Here is a 13,544-nt window from a genome sequence, read left to right as displayed (position 1 = left end):
TACGGCGCACTGCGCGACGCCCCGCTTGAAGAACGGGATCACCGGCAGGTCGTCCAGCACGGCGTCCTCGCCCTGGTCCGCCAGCGGGTCGTCGGTGAAGAAGCACGGCGAGCGGCGCAGCCCCTGGAAGTCGTTGTCCACCAAGCTCGCCAGGTCCTCGTGCTCGGCCAGGCTCGGCACCGCCACGAACACCGGCACCCCGGCCTGCCGCAGATAGCGCCCCATGAGCACGTCGTCGGGCCAGGTGTCGCCCCGGTCCTTCGCCCACTCCACGTACCCCTCGGCGACCTCCCTGGGCAGCAGCAGCGCCGCCACCGGCGTGTACTCGCCCGCCCCCGCCACCCACCGCGCCCCGGCCAGCGCCCCCTGGCGGACGGCGGCGCCGTTGCGGGAGTTCCAGAACGCGAACAGGGCGAGCGCGGCGTCCGGCATGGCGCGGGCGGCGCGCTCGGCCCGCTCGAAGAACGTGCTGGACAGCACCATGTCGTCGTGCAGCAGGAAGTGGTGCGTGGAGCTCTCGGGGATGCTCGACCAGGCCAGCAGCGACGTGCGGAACGCCGAAGGGCGGCCGGCCGGATCGGGGTCGGTGACGACGCCGAGCACGTCGCCGGCCAGCCGTTCGGCCGCCTCCCTGCGCCGGGGATGTGCCATCACGGCACCGCTCAACCGCACGCCGTCGATCCCGGTCAGCTGCCCAGGCATGCGCCTACCGCGAGCTCGCCCGATTCCATCAGGTCCAGGGCGTCGCGCCGTTCCTCGCCCTCCCATTGCACCTCGCGCACCACCAGCAGCCCAGACCCGCAGGCCACCAGCACCCCGCCGACGCCGGTGGACCACACGGGCGCGAGCACGGTCCCGGCGGGTTCCGTCGCGCCGTACTCGACGAGATCTGCGCTGTGCACGTACAGCCGCCGCCCCGACACCGACGTGAACGCTCCCGGATAGGGCGCGGCCAGCGCACGCACCCAGTCGTAGAGGTCAGAGGCAGGCCGGGACCAGTCGATCAACCCGTCCTCGGGCCGCCGCTTCTCCCACCAGGACCCGCCGGGCCCCTGGGCGCGGGCCACGACGCGCCCCTCAAGCAGCAGCGGGATGTACGTCGCCAGCAGGTCCACGTTGATCTGCGTGACCTTGCGGTAGACGGCGCTGACGTCGTCGCGCCGGCTGATCGTGAACTCCCGCTGCGCGATGAGGTCGCCCGTGTCGGCCCCCTCGTCCAGGAAGAACAGGCTGACCGCGCTCGTCTCCAGCCGCTTGATGATCGTCCACGGCAGCGCGGCCCGCCCCCGGCCCTCGGGCAGCCGGGTGGGATGCAGCCCGATCGACCCCAGCGGGCACGCCGACAGCAGGGGTTCGCGCACCAGCTGCGACCACCCCGCGATCACGAACAGGTCCATGCCCTTGACCAGCTCGTACGCCTCCCCGTCGTTGATGTCGGACGTCTCCAGCAGCGGGATGCCGTGCTTGTCCGACGCCTCCCGCAGCGGCGCGTACCCGGAGCGGTGCTGCAGGTTCGGCGGGTAGCCGATCAGCAACGACGGGGGAGTGCCCTGGGCGACCAGCACGTCCACCGCCGGAGCGGCGAACTCCATCCCCGTGGCGAACGCGTACGTCTTCACAGGACCTCCCTCAACACCCCGAACGCCTCCGCCTGAGTGACACCGATCTCCGCACCGCGCAACGTGGCCAGCGCCGTCACCGACTCCTCGCTCCTGATGTGCGGCGAGGGCCGGTGCTGGCTCTTGTACGCCCGCAGCGCCGCCAGCTTCCGTTCCATGTAGGCAGAGATGTCGCAGTACGCGGTCGAACGGGGCATCGGCTCGGACGCCCACTGGATCTTCGACATCTCGTACATGAAGACGTTCGGCACCAGCCACTTGCCGAACTGCTGCGCGATCGGCCGGGCGGCGGCGAACCCGGCGTCGAAGACCGCGACGTGGTCCTGGTCGTAGTCGGCGAAGCTGGGCAGCAGCAGCAGGTCGGGCCGCCGCTCGTTCAGCGCCTGCTCGAACAGGTCGACCAGCTCCCTGCGCGGCAGCGTGTCGAGCCGCTCGGTCAGCCCGCCGTCCCCGTACGCGATCTCGAAGGTGAAGCCGAGCAGGCCCCGCACGGCCTCGATCTCCTCCAGCCGCTGCGGGTAGGTCGTGGCGCCGTCCAGCCCGTAGTGGCGCATGCCGTCCACCGCGAGATACAAGACGTGCACCTCGGCCCCGGCCTCGGCCTGCGCCGCCATCAGACCGGCGCAGCCCAGGACCTCGTCGTCGGCGTGGGGGGAGATCACCAGGACGCGGTCAAAGCGGCGCATTCACTGCCCTTCGGTCCTCGCGGGCGCGGTAGTAGTCGGCGGTGCTCAGTATCAGCTCGTCGAGCGTAACGCGCGGCCGCCAGCCCAGGTCGGTCGCCGTCCTGAGCGCCGGGATCTTGTGGAACGACTCCGCCTCCGCGTAGTGGGGGCCGTGCACGCTCCTGCCGTCCACGCCGACGATGGGGGAGGGGCTGCCGAGCAGCGACTTCACGCGCTCGGCCAGCTCCATGACGGTGACGGCGTTGGCCGGGTTGCCGACGTTGATGATGACGTCGTCGCCGTCCAGCGCCATGTCCATGTAACCGATGAGAAACGCCGTCAGGTCGCTCGCCGCGACGAACGCCCTGACCTGCTCGCCACCCGCGAACACCGTGATCGGCCGCCCGGCCAGCGCCTGCTGCACGAACGTCGGCATCACGAACCCGCCCGCCCGCGACTGCCGCGCGCCCGCCACGTTGAACGGCCGGATGACGATCCCGCGCAGCCCGTGCCGGCGGCTGTTGCAGACCATGGCCTCGGCCAGCGTCTTGGCGATCGCGTACTCGATGCGCGTGTTGTACTGGGTCGGCACGACGATGTCGTCCTTCTCGTCCAGCACGCCGCTGCGCCCGTACACCTCGGCCGAGCTGAACATGCACAGCGGCACCCCGGCGCTGACGCACGCCTCGATGACCGGCGCGGTGCTCCCGATGATGTCGTGCCCTAATCGCCCCGAGCGCGACAGGATGCTGGCCGGGCCGACGTAGGAGGCGGCGTGGATGACCCGGTCCACGCCCGCGAAGTCGCCTCCGGTCGCCAGGTGGTCCTCCACGCGCTCGCGGATGACCGTGCAGCGGGGATCCGCGTCGTAGTCCTCGCCGTCCACGACCGCGCCGGCGTTCGAGTCGATGATCCGTACGCGGTGGCCCGCCGCGAGGTAGGCGTCCACCAGATGAGAGCCGATGAAACCGAGACCGCCAGTGATGACTACTTCGCCACCTGGTGCTCGCACGGACCCGCCTTTCCCGCTCGAGGAAAACGGTCACATAGGGCTATGTAGCCCCTTAGTCACTTAGCCAGGGATTAAAACAGTTTTCGTGGTTCTTGTCACCCATGGCCACAATTTTCACCATGGCGCGTGAAGCCGGGCCGACGGGGGTAGCACCCGGGTACGTTGACCTTGGGAGACGCCTTGGGAAACACCTTGGGAGACATCGCCGATGTCCATTGAGCTCGACCTCCTGCCCAGCGGCTTCGTGCGGGCCATCGAGGAGATGGCGCTGGTGGACCACCACGTGCACGGCGTCACGTCCCACGACCTGTCGCGCAAGGCGTTCGAGGAGATGATCACCGAATCGGACCGGCCGGTGCCGCCGTGGATGACCCAGTTCGACTCCCAGCTCGGCTACGCCATCCTGCGCCACTGCGCGCCGGTGCTCGGGCTCGACCCGTACTGCACGCCGGAGGAGTACCTGGCCAGGCGCGCCAGGCTCGGCGCCGACGAGACGAACCGGCTGCTGCTGGCCGCCAGCGGCATCGGGCACTTCCTCGTTGAGACCGGCTACCGGGGCGAGGAGCTGCTCGGCCCGTCCGGCATGGCGGAGGCCGGCGGCGTGCCCGCCGACGAGGTGGTGCGGCTGGAGACCGTGGCCGAGCAGGTGGCCGCCGGCGGATGCGGGGCCGGCGCGTTCGCCGACCGGTTCGCGGAGGCGTTGTGGGAGCGCACGCGCTCGGCGCGCGGGCTCAAGAGCATCGCCGCCTACCGGTACGGGCTCGACTTCGACCCCACGCCGCCCTCGCGCGAGGAGGTCACGGAGGCCGCCGGGCGCTGGCTGTCGGAAGGGGGCAGGCTGGCGGACCCGGTGCTGCTGCGGCACCTCATCTGGACGGGGCTGGAGCGCGGGCTGCCGCTGCAGTTCCACATCGGGTACGGCGATCCGGACGTGGACCTGCGCCGGTCGGACCCGCTGCTGCTGCGCGGGCTGATCGAGCTGGCCGAGCCGACCGGGGTGCCGCTGCTGTTGCTGCACTGCTACCCGTACCAGCGGCACGCGGGGTTCCTGGCGCACGCGTACCCGAACGTGTTCTTCGACGTGGGGCTGGGGGTGAGCTACACGGGGGCGCGCAGCGTGGCGGTGGTGGCGGAGAGCCTGGAGGTGGCGCCGTTCGCGAAGATCCTCTTCTCGTCCGACGCCTTCGGGCCCGCCGAGCTGCACCACCTCGGGGCGCTGCTGTGGCGGCGGGCGATGGCGCGGGTGCTGGGCGGGTTCGTGGCCGAGGGGGAGTGGTCGGTGGAGCAGGCCATGCGGGTGGCGTTCATGGTGGGCGCCGGAAACGCCCGCAGAGTCTACGATCTGGGGGGCGGCTAGCGACCTTCCCGGCGAGGACGTCTAGGCTCAGCCACGATGGACCTCGAAACATTCACCCCAGGTTCGGGACTCCTCGAACCCCGGGCCGCACTCCGCTCCGACGCGCCCGCCCTCGATCTCAACGGGATGTGGCGCTTCCGCCTCTCACCCACCGCGAACATCCCCGATGACTTCGCCCAGCCGCCCTTCGACGACTCGGACTGGGGCTCGCTCCCGGTCCCGTCTCATTGGAACCTGCACGGCCACGGCGCGCCCGCGTACACGAACGTCGACTTCCCCATCCCGATCGACCCGCCCCGAGTCCCGGACGAGAACCCGACCGGTGACTACCGCCGCGTCTTCGACCTGCCGGAGGGCTGGACGGGCGGGCGGCTGCGGTTCGAGGGCGCCGACTCCTTCGCCAGGGTCTGGCTCAACGGCCACGAGCTGGGCTTCTGGACCGGCAGCAGGCTGCCCGCCGAGTTCGACGCGGGGCCGTACCTCCGGCCCGGGCGCAATGTGCTCGCCGTCCGCGTGCACCAGTGGTCGGCCGCCACCTACCTGGAAGACCAGGACATGTGGTGGCTGCCCGGCATCTTCCGGGACGTCACGCTCACCCGCTCCGCCGCCGACGTCTTCGTGCACACCTCCTACGCCGACGGCCGCGCCACGCTCAGCTTCGAGGGCTCCGGGAGGCTGAGCGTCCCCGAGCTCGGCGTCGCCGACCTCGCGCCCGGGGTCGAGGTGCCGGTGGAGGCGGAGCCGTGGACGGCCGAGACGCCCCGCCTGTACGACGCCGTCGTGACGTTCCCCGAGGAGACGGTACGGCTGCGCATCGGCTTCCGCACGATCTCCATCGTCGACGGCGTGCTCCTCGCCAACGGCCGCCCGCTGCTGTTCAAGGGCGTGAACCGGCACGAGTTCCACCCGTCGCGCGGCCGGGCGGTCCCGTACGAGACGATGCGCGAGGACGTGCTGCTGATGAAGCGGCACAACGTCAACGCCGTCAGGACCAGCCACTACCCGCCCCACCCGGACTTCCTCGACCTGTGCGACGAGCTGGGCCTGTGGGTGATCGACGAGTGTGACCTCGAGACCCACGGCTTCGGCGAGGTCGGCTGGCGCGGCAACCCCACGGACGACCCGCGCTACGCCGACGCGCTGCTCGACCGCATGCGCCGCATGGTCGAACGCGACAAGAACCACCCCAGCGTCATCATGTGGTCGCTCGGCAACGAGGCGGGCGTCGGCCGCAACCTGGCCGTCATGGCCGACTGGACCCGTTCGCGTGACTCGTCCCGGCCGATCCACTACGAGGGGGACCGGTCGTGCGCGCACACGGACGTGTATTCGCGCATGTACGCCTCGCACGCCGAGGTCGAGGCCATCGGGCGGCGCGAGGAGGCCCCCCTCGACGACCCCGCGCTGGACGCGCGGAGGCGGGGCATGCCGTTCATGCAGTGCGAGTACGCCCACGCCATGGGGAACGGGCCCGGCGGGCTGGTCGAGTACCAGGAGCTGTTCGAGCGGTATCCGCGGCTGGCCGGAGGGTTCATCTGGGAGTGGATCGACCACGGGCTGGCGCATCCTGTCCATGAGTACGCGTACGGTGGTGACTACGGGGAGCCCGTGCACGACTCGAACTTCGTGATCGACGGGCTGGTGTTCCCCGATCGCACGCCCTCGCCTGGGCTGGTCGACCTGAAGAAGGTGTTCGAGCCGGTCCGTTTCGAGTTCGGGGACGGCGTGGTGCGGGTCGTCAACAACCACGGTTTCGTGGACCTGTCGCACCTGGAGTTCGTCGCCACTGTGGAGGAGAACGGAAAGACGGTGGCCGAGCATCAGCTGTCGGTGCCCGCTGAGGGCGGCGAGGTCAAGCTGCCCTTCACGTCCGGCTCCGGCGACGGGGACGCCTCGGGGGCCGAGCTGTGGCTGACCGTGCGCGCCGTTCTTGCCTCCGACCAGCCGTGGGCCGCGGCGGGGCACGAGATCGCCTGGGGCCAGACCCGCCTCACGCCCCCCGGAACGCCCACAGCACCGCGACCCGCCGCTCCCGGCTCTCCGAGGCGAGTCGTCGTGGACGGGCAGGAGCGTCACGTCCTCGGCGACGCGGCGTTCGACCCGGCCACCGGACGGCTCGTGCGGCTCTTCGGCCTTGACGTCGAGGGCCCGCGGCTCGACCTGTGGCGGGCGCCGACCGACAACGACCGGTACGGCGGCCTGGAAGCGAAGTGGCGCGGCCTCGGCCTGCACCGCCTCACGCACCGGGTGGACTCCGTCGACCTCGGCGACGAACTGACCGTACGCACCAGGGTCGCGCCCGCCGCGACCGACCTTGGAATGCTGGCGACGTACCGGTGGGCCCTGTCCGGGGACGGCGAGCTGCTGCTGACCGTGGACATCGAGCCCGACGGCGACTGGCAGGATCCGATCCCGCGCCTCGGCCTCACGATGACCCTGCCGGGGACAGCCGTGGACCGGGTCACGTGGTTCGGGCGCGGACCGGGCGAGGCGTACCCGGACACGGGCATGGCCGCGCGGGTGGGCCGCTGGACGGCCAGCATCGAGGAGCTGCAGACGCCGTACGTCTACCCGCAGGAGAACGGTCACCGGGCCGACGTGCGGTGGGCCTCCTTCGGGGCGTTCACGGTGTCGGGCGATCCGGTGTTCGGGCTGACGGCACGCCGGTGGAGCGCCGACGAACTGGCCGCCGCCTCCCACCGGCCCGACCTGGTGGCGGGGGACCGGGTGCACCTGCACCTGGACCTCGCCCACCAGGGCATCGGCACCGCCACGTGCGGGCCGGGGGCGCTGCCGAAGTACGAGCTGAGGGCGCACCCCGCCACATTCAGCCTCCGCTTCGCGCCAGGGACCCGCTGACACCACAGGCCGGGTGCCGCCCACGACTGAGGGCGGCACCCGGCCGCAACGGGACGCGGCACTGACCGGCGGGAGCCGGTCGGGTCAGTCGGCCACCGTGAGAACGGTGCCCGCACCGACGGTCAGCCCGCCTTCCCGGATCGCGAAGCCGAGCCCGGGCTCCAGCGCCACCGCCTTGCCCAGCTCGACCACCACGTCCACGGTGTCACCCGGCTGAGCGGCCACCGAGCCACCGGGCTCAGCCGGCAGCAGCGTCATCTCGCCGGGCACATCCGTCGTCCGCAGGTAGAACTGCGGCCGGTACCCGGACGCGATCGGCTTGCGCCGCCCGCCCTCCTCCGCGGTCAGCAGGTAGACGCGGGCGGTGAAGGACCGCTGGGCCCGCTGGCTGCCGGGCGCCGCCAGCACCATGCCGCGCCGTACCTGCTCGCGCCGGACCCCGCGCAGCAGCACGGCCGCGTTGTCACCGGCCTCGCCCCGCTCCATCGTCTTGCCGAACGTCTCCACGCCCGTCACGACGGCGCTGAACCCGTCCCCGAACCCGATCGCCTCCACCGTGTCACCGACCCGGACCGTGCCGCGCTCGATGGCCCCGGTGACGACCGTGCCCCGGCCGGTGACCGTGAGCACGTTCTCGACCGGCATGAGGAACGGCGCGTCCACGTACCGCACGGGCACGGGGATGTGGTCGTCCACAGCCTGGAGCAGCGCCTCGATCGACGCCGTCCAGACCGGGTCGCCCTCCAGCGCCCGCAGACCGGACACCCGCACCATCGGGACGCCGGTGTAGCCGTGCTCGGCCAGCAGATCCTGCAGCTCCAGCTCGACCAGGTCGATCAGCTCCGGGTCCGCGCCGTCGGCCTTGTTGACGGCCACGACCAGGTGCTCGACCCCGACCCGCTTGGCGAGCAGCACGTGCTCCCGGGTCTGCGGCATGATCCCGTCGTGCGCGGACACGACCAGGATCGCGCCGTCGAGCTGCGCCGCCCCCGTGATCATGTTCTTCACGTAGTCGGCGTGGCCGGGCATGTCCACATGGGCGTAGTGCCTGGTGGCGGTCTCGTACTCGACGTGCGAGATGTTGATCGTGATCCCCCGCTGCGCCTCCTCGGGCGTGCGGTCGATCCTCTCGAACGGCGTGTACGTGGCCTGTCCTCGCTCAGCCAGCACCTTCGTGATGGCAGCGGTCAACGTGGTCTTCCCGTGATCGACGTGCCCCATCGTGCCGATGTTGAGATGAGGCTTGTTCCGTACGTAGGCCTGCTTGGCCATGGTTCCTTCCTGACATACCTGGAAATTTCGTGACCCGTCCGGGCCGACAACCTCCCCCCGCCGGGTCACCTCAGGGACGTACGGGAAGAGGTCAACGCTCCAGGCCGTCGCAGACACGCTCAAGCACACCCGGCACCGCGGGCGTCGCAAGGTGAGCGTGCAGGAACATGAGGAACATAGTGCGACCACCAGCACGCAACCGCAACGGAATATTCCCGACGGGGGCTGGTGTGCCGGCTCGCCATCTACCCCCAGTCGCAGGAGTAGCCGTAGTGCGCCAGCCCTCCCCGAACGGGATGCCCAGGCGGCAATGGCGTGCCGGTCGCCTCCCGCAAAGTCGCGACCGTCTGGTTCGAGATAGCCATGCCGCGCGACGCTAGCCCATCCGCACGGCGATCTCCGGCCTCGTCACGTTACGCCCGTCGCCACGACGGGGTCCTGCTTCATGGTGCGTAGCGGAGACAACCAGAGGGTCAGGGGCCCCAAACCGACGAGGATCGCGGCGGCGAGCAAGGTCATCCGCATGCCGATCACCTCAGCCACTGCCCCGGCGAGCAGGGCGCCGAGCGGGGCGCTGCCCCACGACAGCCATCTGGTGGTTGCCGCGAGTCTGCCCTGCAGGTCCGAAGGGGTGATGAGCTGGCGCAGGCTACGCTGGCTGATCTGGACGAGGATCGCGCCGACGAGCAGGACGGTCCACCCGGCGCCGACCACGATCGCCCCGGCGAGCCCGGGCGAGACCAGGACCAGCGGGAAATCGCCGACGGCGTAGACGAGTGAGCTCCACAACACCGTCCGCGCGATGCCGAGCCTGGCGATGACTCGATGGGCGAGCAACCCACCAAGGACGCCGCCGAGCGAGCTCAGCCCGAGCACCAGGCCGGTCACGTACGGCGGCCACCGCAGTTCCTGAGTGGCGTAGATGATCCCGAGGGCGTTGGTGCCCGCGAGGGTGAAGGAGAAGATCGGCCCGGACACCGCGATCGGGCGGATCAGGCGGTTGGTGTAGACGTAGCGCAGCCCTTCGGCGATCTCCTTCCACATCCTGGCGTCCGGCTTCGGCTCGGGCTTCGGCTCTGGGGTGCGGATCGACCAGATGGCCAGGGCGGCGACGAAGAAGGAGATGGCGTCGGCCAGCATCGCCCTGACCGCGCCCACCAGGTCGACCAGGACCCCACCGAGCGAGGCGCCCACCGTCATCGCTCCCGTCATCGCCAGACTGAGCTTGGCGTTGCCTTCGACCAGCCGGTCGGGGCCGAGCACGATGAGCGGGTAGCTCTGGTAGACCGGGTTGAACAGGGTCTCGCAGATCCCGGCGACCGCCGCCACCGCATAGAGCTGGCCCAACGTCAGCCCGTCGAACATTCCGGCCACCGGGATCGACACCATGGCTGTTCCCGCGATGAGATGGGTGCAGATCATGACCGGCCGCTTACGCCACCGGTCCGCCAGCGCCCCGGCGGGCAGTGAGACGAACAGCACGGGCAACTTGCGAGCGGCGGCGACCACACCCATCTCGAACGGTGAAGCCCCCAGCACCACACCCGCGACCAGCGGCAACGCCAGCAGGGTCACTTCGCTGCCGAGCATGCTGGCGCTCTGGCCGCTCCACAGAAGGACGAAATCACGATGACGCCACAGTGATCGCTTCCCTGACATTCCCGGTATCTTGCCACGGCCCTGTCCGGGCGTGATCGCAGCGATGCCATGGGAAGAGCGCGCCCTCGGCACGAGTCGAACCTGCGGCACCCTCCTTAGGAGAGCGCGGGCCGCGGGGACCGGTTCTCATGGAGTTCTCAGGCGCGCTTTGTAGCACTTTCGACTGAGTTTTATGAATATGGGGGCATGGAGCGCGTGCCGCAGGAGGTCGGTGCGGCCGGGGCTCAGGGAGCTCAGGGAGCCGTGGCCGGGAAGGCTCGGCGGTTTGTCGTCGGGGGCTGCGCACTGGTCGTCGTGGCGGTGCTGGCGTACTGGCTGGGAAGTAGCGGTGGGAACGGCGAAGGGGCCGCGCCCAGGCCGAGCGCGACCCCGACGCCCAGTGCGACGCTCACGACGGCCGAGGTCTTCAAGAGGGTCGGGCCGTCGGTGGTGGTCATTCAGGCCGGGAAGTCGCTCGGAACAGGGGTGATCGCGGCCGAGGACGGGACGATCCTGACCGCGCACCACGTCATCAAGGGTACGAAGGACGTCAACCTGACATTCGCCGACGGCACCAAGACGAAGGCCGTTGTCGCGTCGTCGAATCCCAAGCGCGACGTCGCGACCCTCAAGCCCGCGAAGCTGCCGGAGATCGTCGTCCCCGCGACGCTCGGCGGCGCCGTGGCGGTGGGCGCGCCCGTTGTGGCGATCGGCAATCCGCTGGGTCTGACCTACAGCGTCTCCACCGGCGTGGTGTCGGGTTTGAACAGGACCACCGAAGAGGGAGATCGCGACCTGGGCGGGCTCATCCAGTTCGACGCCTCCGTCAATCCGGGCAGCTCCGGCGGTCCACTCCTGGACGCTCGCGGCCTGGTCATCGGGATCGTTGTCTCGATCGCCGACCCGGGAGGCGACGAGGCGTTCGCCGGTATCGCCTTCGCGGTGCCGATCGGCGCGGCACTGGGTGGTAACGAAGGCGACGGCCCGCCGGGCGACGGACCGCAGATATGACCGGATGCGTCACGAGAAGGAACACCATATGACCTCGACCAAGTCCCCCGATTCGGCTCATCCGCTCGAACAGGTGCTGTTCGAGGTCAAACGCACGATCGTCGGGCAGGACGTCCTGCTGGAGCGCATGGCCGTCGCGCTGATCGCCGACGGTCACCTGCTGGTGGAGGGCGTGCCGGGCCTGGCCAAGACGCTCGCGGTGAGGTCGCTGGCCGCCACGATCGCCGGGAGTTTCCAGCGCGTCCAGTTCACCCCCGACCTGGTGCCCGCCGACCTCGTGGGCACGCGGGTCTACCACCAGCACTCCGGGGAATTCAAAACCGAGCTCGGCCCGGTGTTCGCGAACCTGCTGCTGGCCGACGAGATCAACCGCGCCCCCGCCAAGGTGCAGAGCGCCCTGCTGGAAGTGATGCAGGAACATCAGGTGACGATCGGCCGTGAGACGTTCCGGGTGCCCGAGCCGTTCCTGGTCATGGCGACGGAGAACCCGATCGAGTCGGAGGGCACCTACCCGCTGCCCGAAGCGCAGGTCGACCGTTTCATGATGAAGGTGGTCGTCGACTATCCGACGCAGGCCGAAGAGCAGGCGATCGTCGGACGGGCGCTGCGTCCGCCCGAGCCGCCGCAGCCGATGGTGACGGCTGAGGACCTGATCAAGATGCGGGCCCGTGCTCAGAAGGTGTACGTCGATCCGGCGATCGTCGACTACGCGGTACGGCTGGTCTCCGTGACGCGTTCCCCCGCGACGGCCGGGCTCGGCGAGCTGGAACGGTACGTCACCTACGGGGCGAGCCCGCGGGCGTCCATCGCGCTCGTCACGGGCGCCCGGGCGCTGGCGTTCCTGCGTGGACGCGACTACGCCCTGCCGCACGACCTGTCCGAGCTCGCGCTCGACGTGCTGCGCCACCGCCTCGTGCTGTCGTATGAGGCCCTCGCGGATGATGTCGACGCCGACACGATCATCACCAGGGCGCTCGGGGCCGTCCGGGCACCCGACGTCGTCCTGCAGAACCGCTGAGCTGCCATGGCCACCACCCCCGAAAGGCTCCTGCTCCGCCTGGAGTGGAAGGTCGTCCGCAGGCTGGATGGCCGGCTCCAGGGCGCCCACCGCACCGCGCACCGCGGCTCCGGGATCGACTTCACCGGGTTGCGCGTCTACAGCGACGGCGACGACGCCCGGCACATCGACTGGAACGTGACCGCACGGCTGGACGAGCCGCACCTGCGCGTGTTCACCGAGGACCGCGAGCTGACGGTGTGGCTCGTGCTCGACCGGTCGGCGTCGATGGCGGCCGGCCGGCCGGGGCGCGGCAAGCACGACGTACTGGCCGAGCTCGCGCTCGTCCTCGCTCGGCTGTTCGGCCGGGGCGGCAACCGCGTCGGCGCCCTGCTGTTCGACACCGGGATGCTGCGCGTCGTGCCGCCCGGCACCTCCCGGCGGCACGCGCTGCGGATCGGCGCCGAGCTGGAACGCACCTCCGAACGCACCGCTGGGGCGCGCGGTAGCGCCACCACCGACCTGGCGGAGATGCTCGATGCGGCCGGACGGCTCGCGCGCCGCCGCGCACTCATCGTCGTGCTGTCGGACTTCATCGGCGACGGCGACTGGGAGCGCTCGCTCCAGCGCCTGGCCCGGCGGCACGAGGTCGTCGCACTGCGGATCGTGGACACCGCCGACGACGTGCTGCCCGAAGCCGGGCTGATCGTGGTCGAGGACGCCGAGACCGGCGAGCAGCTCGTCGTCGACTCCGCCGACCCGCTGCTGCGGGTACGCTTCCGCGCCGCCGTCGACGCCCGCGACGCACGGCTCGCGGCGGGCATGCGCCGGGCCGGGGTGCCCGTCCACCGCATCGACACCGATCGGGATCTGGCCGAGGCGCTCGTCGAGGTCGTCGCCCGAACCCGGGACCGGTCATCATGACCGAGCTTGTCGAGGTCATCAATAAGCACAGCACCTTGGTCATGAGGCCGACGAAGGAGGTCTCATGACCGAGCTTGTCGAGGTCATCAACAGACACGGAGGAGGCTCATGACCCTGTCCTCCCCGCTGCTGCTGGCCGTCGGACTGCTCGTCACGGCGGCGCTCACCTGGGCGGCCGTCGTCTCGGCGC

At 70.5% G+C, this 13,544-nt stretch carries 10 protein-coding genes and 1 pseudogene; 5 read left to right on the top strand and 6 right to left on the bottom strand.

All coding sequences use genetic code 11. From position 1 onward, the window contains the following. From AB0J09_RS37620 to AB0J09_RS37605, 4 genes and pseudogenes are all read right to left on the bottom strand, one after another. Positions 1 to 702: pseudogene (locus AB0J09_RS37620) on the bottom strand (hypothetical protein); the annotation flags it as partial. After that, positions 687 to 1,619, bottom strand: a complete 933-nt coding sequence (locus tag AB0J09_RS37615) for a methionyl-tRNA formyltransferase (protein ID WP_360701727.1) — start codon at positions 1,617 to 1,619, stop codon at positions 687 to 689. The gene AB0J09_RS37615 and the pseudogene AB0J09_RS37620, both read right to left, overlap by 16 nt. Further along, a complete protein-coding gene (locus AB0J09_RS37610; protein ID WP_360701724.1) occupies positions 1,616 to 2,305 on the bottom strand; it encodes a PIG-L family deacetylase in 690 nt (229 codons plus the stop codon). The genes AB0J09_RS37615 and AB0J09_RS37610 overlap by 4 nt, the downstream gene beginning before the upstream one ends. Continuing rightward, a complete protein-coding gene (locus tag AB0J09_RS37605; protein WP_360701721.1) occupies positions 2,292 to 3,296 on the bottom strand; it encodes an NAD(P)-dependent oxidoreductase in 1,005 nt (334 codons plus the stop codon). The genes AB0J09_RS37610 and AB0J09_RS37605 overlap by 14 nt, the downstream gene beginning before the upstream one ends. Positions 3,297 to 3,504: 208 nt before the next feature. Here AB0J09_RS37605 and AB0J09_RS37600 point away from each other — a divergent pair, with 208 nt between their 5' ends. Both AB0J09_RS37600 and AB0J09_RS37595 read left to right on the top strand, forming a co-directional pair. Then, positions 3,505 to 4,653: an amidohydrolase family protein gene (locus tag AB0J09_RS37600; protein WP_360701718.1), complete on the top strand. Its 1,149-nt coding sequence runs from the start codon at positions 3,505 to 3,507 to the stop codon at positions 4,651 to 4,653. A 36-nt stretch (positions 4,654 to 4,689) separates the two neighbouring features. Then, a complete protein-coding gene (locus tag AB0J09_RS37595; protein WP_360701716.1) occupies positions 4,690 to 7,512 on the top strand; it encodes a glycoside hydrolase family 2 TIM barrel-domain containing protein in 2,823 nt (940 codons plus the stop codon). An 84-nt stretch (positions 7,513 to 7,596) separates the two neighbouring features. Here AB0J09_RS37595 and tuf read toward each other — a convergent pair whose 3' ends face one another. Together tuf and AB0J09_RS37585 are read right to left on the bottom strand one after the other, a co-directional pair. Beyond that, a complete protein-coding gene (tuf, locus tag AB0J09_RS37590; protein ID WP_360701713.1) occupies positions 7,597 to 8,784 on the bottom strand; it encodes an elongation factor Tu in 1,188 nt (395 codons plus the stop codon). 408 nt (positions 8,785 to 9,192) lie between these two features. Next, positions 9,193 to 10,443 carry an MFS transporter gene (locus tag AB0J09_RS37585; protein ID WP_360701711.1) on the bottom strand — a complete coding sequence of 417 codons (1,251 nt, stop codon included), beginning with the start codon at positions 10,441 to 10,443 and terminating at the stop codon, positions 9,193 to 9,195. Between the two features lie 294 nt (positions 10,444 to 10,737). Here AB0J09_RS37585 and AB0J09_RS37580 point away from each other — a divergent pair, with 294 nt between their 5' ends. The 3 genes from AB0J09_RS37580 to AB0J09_RS37570 are packed head-to-tail and all read left to right on the top strand — an operon-like array spanning position 10,738 to position 13,354. Beyond that, positions 10,738 to 11,433 carry a trypsin-like peptidase domain-containing protein gene (locus tag AB0J09_RS37580; protein ID WP_360701709.1) on the top strand — a complete coding sequence of 232 codons (696 nt, stop codon included), beginning with the start codon at positions 10,738 to 10,740 and terminating at the stop codon, positions 11,431 to 11,433. 28 nt (positions 11,434 to 11,461) lie between these two features. Then, positions 11,462 to 12,451, top strand: coding sequence for a MoxR family ATPase (locus AB0J09_RS37575; RefSeq protein WP_360701706.1), 990 nt, complete (start codon positions 11,462 to 11,464; stop codon positions 12,449 to 12,451). 6 nt (positions 12,452 to 12,457) lie between these two features. Continuing rightward, positions 12,458 to 13,354 carry a DUF58 domain-containing protein gene (locus AB0J09_RS37570; protein ID WP_360701703.1) on the top strand — a complete coding sequence of 299 codons (897 nt, stop codon included), beginning with the start codon at positions 12,458 to 12,460 and terminating at the stop codon, positions 13,352 to 13,354. Positions 13,355 to 13,544 lie beyond the last annotated feature (190 nt).

Origin of the sequence: Nonomuraea sp. NPDC049784 (genome assembly GCF_040659615.1) — a bacterium.
GTDB lineage: Bacteria > Actinomycetota > Actinomycetes > Streptosporangiales > Streptosporangiaceae > Nonomuraea.
This window is presented reverse-complemented; position numbering and strand designations above follow the sequence as displayed.

What these genes read in the sequence shown, in the direction of transcription:
- AB0J09_RS37575 (WP_360701706.1), top strand. Translation starts at nt 11,462, where the DNA reads ATGACCTCGACCAAGTCCCCCGATTCGGCTCATCCGCTCGAACAGGTG.
- AB0J09_RS37610 (WP_360701724.1), bottom strand. Translation starts at nt 2,305, where the DNA reads ATGCGCCGCTTTGACCGCGTCCTGGTGATCTCCCCCCACGCCGACGAC.
- AB0J09_RS37600 (WP_360701718.1), top strand. Translation starts at nt 3,505, where the DNA reads ATGTCCATTGAGCTCGACCTCCTGCCCAGCGGCTTCGTGCGGGCCATC.
- tuf (WP_360701713.1), bottom strand. Translation starts at nt 8,784, where the DNA reads ATGGCCAAGCAGGCCTACGTACGGAACAAGCCTCATCTCAACATCGGC.
- AB0J09_RS37585 (WP_360701711.1), bottom strand. Translation starts at nt 10,443, where the DNA reads ATGTCAGGGAAGCGATCACTGTGGCGTCATCGTGATTTCGTCCTTCTG.
- AB0J09_RS37595 (WP_360701716.1), top strand. Translation starts at nt 4,690, where the DNA reads ATGGACCTCGAAACATTCACCCCAGGTTCGGGACTCCTCGAACCCCGG.
- AB0J09_RS37570 (WP_360701703.1), top strand. Translation starts at nt 12,458, where the DNA reads ATGGCCACCACCCCCGAAAGGCTCCTGCTCCGCCTGGAGTGGAAGGTC.